We start from the raw sequence: 3,380 nt of genomic DNA, 5'->3' as shown, positions 1-3,380 counted from the left end.
AGCTCTGGCTCGGGAACACCCCGGTCAGCGACGTGTCGGCGCTCGCGGGTCTGACCAATCTGAACATCATCGGTCTGGATTGAGGCAGGCGACAGCATTCGTGCCAGGACGAACTCGCCCCACAACCACGAAGAAATCGCGAGCCGCCCGGGGGAAAAACAGTCGATTCCGACGTGTGACCGGGACAAATTCCAGGCGAAGCCGCTCTACTTTGGCAGAAATGAATCAAAGGATAGAGTAGAGGACAGGTTTTCGCCTGCCCTCCCTCATCAAACCGTGCATGCGATTTTCCCGCACACGGCTTTCCGATGTTCTTCACGCCAAGGCATGCGCCGAGTTCCAGCCCGCCTTCGTAGGAACTTTGTACAGCCTGTAGCGCCCGTAGAGATGAGCACTTGGAAACCGGCGGAAGCCAGTTCCTCGATCCTTGACTTTATGACGCTTCGTCCAATGGGTGCGCAACCGGTCTTCCGCATGGTTTCTGACTTTGTTCATCGATAGACTTGAGTTTCGGGAGTGGAAGTCGTTCGCCCAGCCTCTCAGGCTGCGGTTCACGCTTCCCACGAGGTCTCTCAAGGGGATGGGGGGGGTCCGATTCCGTCCCGTCAGCCTCACCGTGATCTTCTTCAGCGATTTGTCCGCCGGCCGGGCATTCGGGTACGGCTTTCCAGTCTGGGCCCCTCGACTCATCTGAATCGTGAAACCCAGGAAGTTGAAGCTTGCTCGGGTAGCGTCCACGAGAGGGGTCCAGATGTTCCAGTACGTGACGCACCACTTTCAGCGGTTCCTCTACCTCTTCCGCCAGTCCGCACACGGTCGATGGCGGGTGTCGCAGACGCCGGCCCTGTCGATCGCGCGCCCGTTGCGCTTCTTCGAACAAAGGGGCCTACCGGGCCTTGCGCTGCGCTAGGAATTGGCTTCATCGAACCGCCGGATACGTGACCCGCGTTCGTCCGGGGGTGTGGGAGGGGGAGGCCGCGAGGCTTTCTCCTATCCCGATTAGGCCTCGGACATTACGCAGGGGAGTGAGTTTTGAGCCAATCGCGTAGCGCCGCATTCATGCGCGTCTGCCAACCTGGACCGCCTGCGCGGAAGGCGGCGAGAACGTCGCGGTCGAATCGAATGGTGGTCGACTCCTTGTCGCTCCCCGCCGGGCGTCCGCGCTGCCTCCGGTATGCCTCGCTCCCGACCTGCATTTCTTCGCCCGTCATCGGCCGTTCGTCTTCGTTCTTGCCGTCCCAGACATACGGTGCCTTGGCGCGTACTTTCGCCACGTCAGTCTTGCTCTCGCCGCGCTTGAGAGCGGCGCGCATCTTATTGGTCGCCGTTGAAGTCATCTTCGAGCCAGCCATGGTAAGCGCTCCTTTCCTCTTCACTCGCGGCCGAAAACTGACAATCCGCAACGCATCTTTGCCGCCAGCACATCAAACACGTAAGCGAACGACTGTGTTCGCTGTTCGCCACCGCGCACGCTCTCAACGTCCAAGCGGTAAGGGCTCTCCAGCACCATCACGGCATCGAGAAAATCCAGCCCGTGCTTGTCGAGGTTGGCTTGCCGCTTGGCCTCGTCCCAGAGAATGTGCGTGCTCATCGGCTTTATTGGGGTAACAGTAATTCAGGAAGTCAAGAATTTTCGTTACTACGCGAACCGAGGCATAAGGAATGAGCTTAGATCGTGCGAGATCAGGAAATCTGAATTTAGGGTAGTCAACGTCAATCGCCGAATTCCGCAGAACACACCGTGAGCGTCGGCTTGTCGCCTGCCCGGGCGTCTGTTGCCGTACTGCTGCGCTTACGGCGCGCGCGGGGGCAGATGAGCCTGCTGCGGCGTCCTGCTCAGCCAGTAACCGAGCGCGAGCGCGATGGCCAGCGCCGCCGTTGCGTAGACGTATTCCGGGCTGATCTCCTTGTAATCAAGGATGATGATCTTGCGCAGGACGGCCATATAGGCTGTCGCCAGAACGATGTCGAGTTGTAGCCCGCCTTCGTCCAGGTAACTGACGATGTTGACGAAGACCTCGATGGCAATCAGCACGGCCATGAAGGCGCCGAAGGTGGCGAGGATGTCGCTGATTTCAAGCAGGTAATAGGGGTGCGTGCTGACTCGCGTGTACAGCACATAGACGACATCGGCGACACCCCACCAGATCACCAGCACCATCAGTACCGCCAGGATGCGGGCAGCATGGCGGATGCTGACCTGCAGGCGGCGGACGAGTGGATCGTCGGAAATGCGGTGGATTGACGATTCAGTAGCTTTGTCGTGGTCGTTCATGGCTTCCTTGGCGGGGGTTCGAGAAGAGTCGGTGACGCGACGTGTCGATGTATCAGTTGGCTGCCACGGACGCGGGAATCGGTGCACAAGGCTGACCCGCGCGCGCGGCGAACATTCCCTTGCGCGCCGCCAGCGTTCGTTCAGCCCGGTGTTCCTGCCAGAATCCGAGGCCGGCATTGAGCAGCACGATGACCAGATTCATGCGAACCATGCAAAGATGAAGACGGCCAGCATGGTTACGGCGGTCGCCAGCTTGGCGACCATGGCGACGAGAAAACCGATGCCGGCGGCAATGCCGGCGCGCGTCGCAGTGCCGTGGTCGCGGCGCGCAAGGTACTCGCCGCAGACGGCACCGACGATCGGGCCGAGAATCAGCCCCGGCAGCCCGGCGAAAATGCCTAGAACGGCACCGACGCCGGCGCCGGCGATCGCCAGACCGCTGGCGCCGGCCCGCTTGACGCCCCAAACCGACGCGAAAGTTTCGAACAGCCAGGCGGCAAGACCCAGCACGGCCAGCACCGCCAGCGTCGGCACACCAACGCGCACGAAGTCGTCAAGCCAGGCAGCCAGCAGCATGCCGGCGAAGAGTAGCGGCACGCCGGGCAGCAGCGGCAGAAAGACACCGAGCAGGCCAAGCAGCATGGCGGCAAAAGCAACCAACCAGAGCACTTCGGTCATCGCATGAGGCCGATGCTGCGCACACCGTGCCGGCCGTTGCGCAAGCCCGTCGTCACGGGCGGTCGCCGGCGTCGGCGGTGTGCTCCTCCTTGCGCCGCGAAGGAATGACCGCGATGGGTAGTGGTCGAGGCGACGATGACCACCCACATCCCCGCCGTACTCATGGTTTTCAAGTTGATTCCAGAAGACAACCACTCCATTAAAATGGGATATTACAACATTAACAAAATATCCAGGCAGTTATTGTATAGTGATTCGGCACGCTCCGGCATGCGAGGAAACTTAGCCCAATCACCGGCGATTGGCAGGCATAGCCACCGCAGGTGATTACTGACATCACCCATAGGAGAATAAGAATGTACTACCTGAGAAAGACGGCCCTGTTTCTGATTGCCCAAATCTTGTTCATGGGTCTTGCCTTCGCCCA

The 3,380-nt window shown here is 60.3% G+C and carries 6 protein-coding genes; all 6 read right to left on the bottom strand.

Going from position 1 to position 3,380, the window contains the following annotated elements:
- Positions 1 to 1,013 precede the first annotated feature (1,013 nt).
- Entirely contained in the window at positions 1,014 to 1,352 is a 339-nt protein-coding gene (locus CAPSK01_RS12580) for a BrnA antitoxin family protein (RefSeq protein WP_273703619.1), read from the bottom strand.
- A 20-nt stretch (positions 1,353 to 1,372) separates the two neighbouring features.
- Complete coding sequence (locus CAPSK01_RS12575) at positions 1,373 to 1,591, bottom strand: BrnT family toxin (protein ID WP_273703618.1); 219 nt, start codon at positions 1,589 to 1,591, stop codon at positions 1,373 to 1,375.
- 201 nt (positions 1,592 to 1,792) lie between these two features.
- A complete protein-coding gene (locus CAPSK01_RS12570; protein WP_034927109.1) occupies positions 1,793 to 2,275 on the bottom strand; it encodes a phosphate-starvation-inducible PsiE family protein in 483 nt (160 codons plus the stop codon).
- 52 nt (positions 2,276 to 2,327) lie between these two features.
- Complete coding sequence (locus tag CAPSK01_RS22890) at positions 2,328 to 2,477, bottom strand: hypothetical protein (RefSeq protein WP_273703617.1); 150 nt, start codon at positions 2,475 to 2,477, stop codon at positions 2,328 to 2,330.
- A complete protein-coding gene (locus CAPSK01_RS12565) occupies positions 2,474 to 2,953 on the bottom strand; it encodes a DUF456 domain-containing protein (protein WP_034927107.1) in 480 nt (159 codons plus the stop codon). Before CAPSK01_RS12565 ends, CAPSK01_RS22890 begins: the two co-directional genes overlap by 4 nt.
- A 212-nt stretch (positions 2,954 to 3,165) precedes the next feature.
- Positions 3,166 to 3,380: hypothetical protein (locus CAPSK01_RS22885; RefSeq protein ID WP_273703616.1), on the bottom strand; the 215-nt coding region annotated here is incomplete at its 5' end.

This window comes from Candidatus Accumulibacter vicinus (genome assembly GCF_000584955.1).
GTDB classification, from domain to species: Bacteria; Pseudomonadota; Gammaproteobacteria; order Burkholderiales; family Rhodocyclaceae; genus Accumulibacter; species Accumulibacter vicinus.
The sequence above is the reverse complement of the archived record's forward strand: the minus strand, read 5'-3'. Positions and strand labels throughout refer to the sequence as shown.

Excerpts from the sequence above, each read along its gene's own strand:
- CAPSK01_RS12580 (WP_273703619.1), bottom strand. The coding sequence starts at position 1,352 with ATGGCTGGCTCGAAGATGACTTCAACGGCGACCAATAAGATGCGCGCC.
- CAPSK01_RS12575 (WP_273703618.1), bottom strand. The coding sequence starts at position 1,591 with ATGAGCACGCACATTCTCTGGGACGAGGCCAAGCGGCAAGCCAACCTC.
- CAPSK01_RS12570 (WP_034927109.1), bottom strand. The coding sequence starts at position 2,275 with ATGAACGACCACGACAAAGCTACTGAATCGTCAATCCACCGCATTTCC.
- CAPSK01_RS22890 (WP_273703617.1), bottom strand. The coding sequence starts at position 2,477 with ATGAATCTGGTCATCGTGCTGCTCAATGCCGGCCTCGGATTCTGGCAG.
- CAPSK01_RS12565 (WP_034927107.1), bottom strand. The coding sequence starts at position 2,953 with ATGACCGAAGTGCTCTGGTTGGTTGCTTTTGCCGCCATGCTGCTTGGC.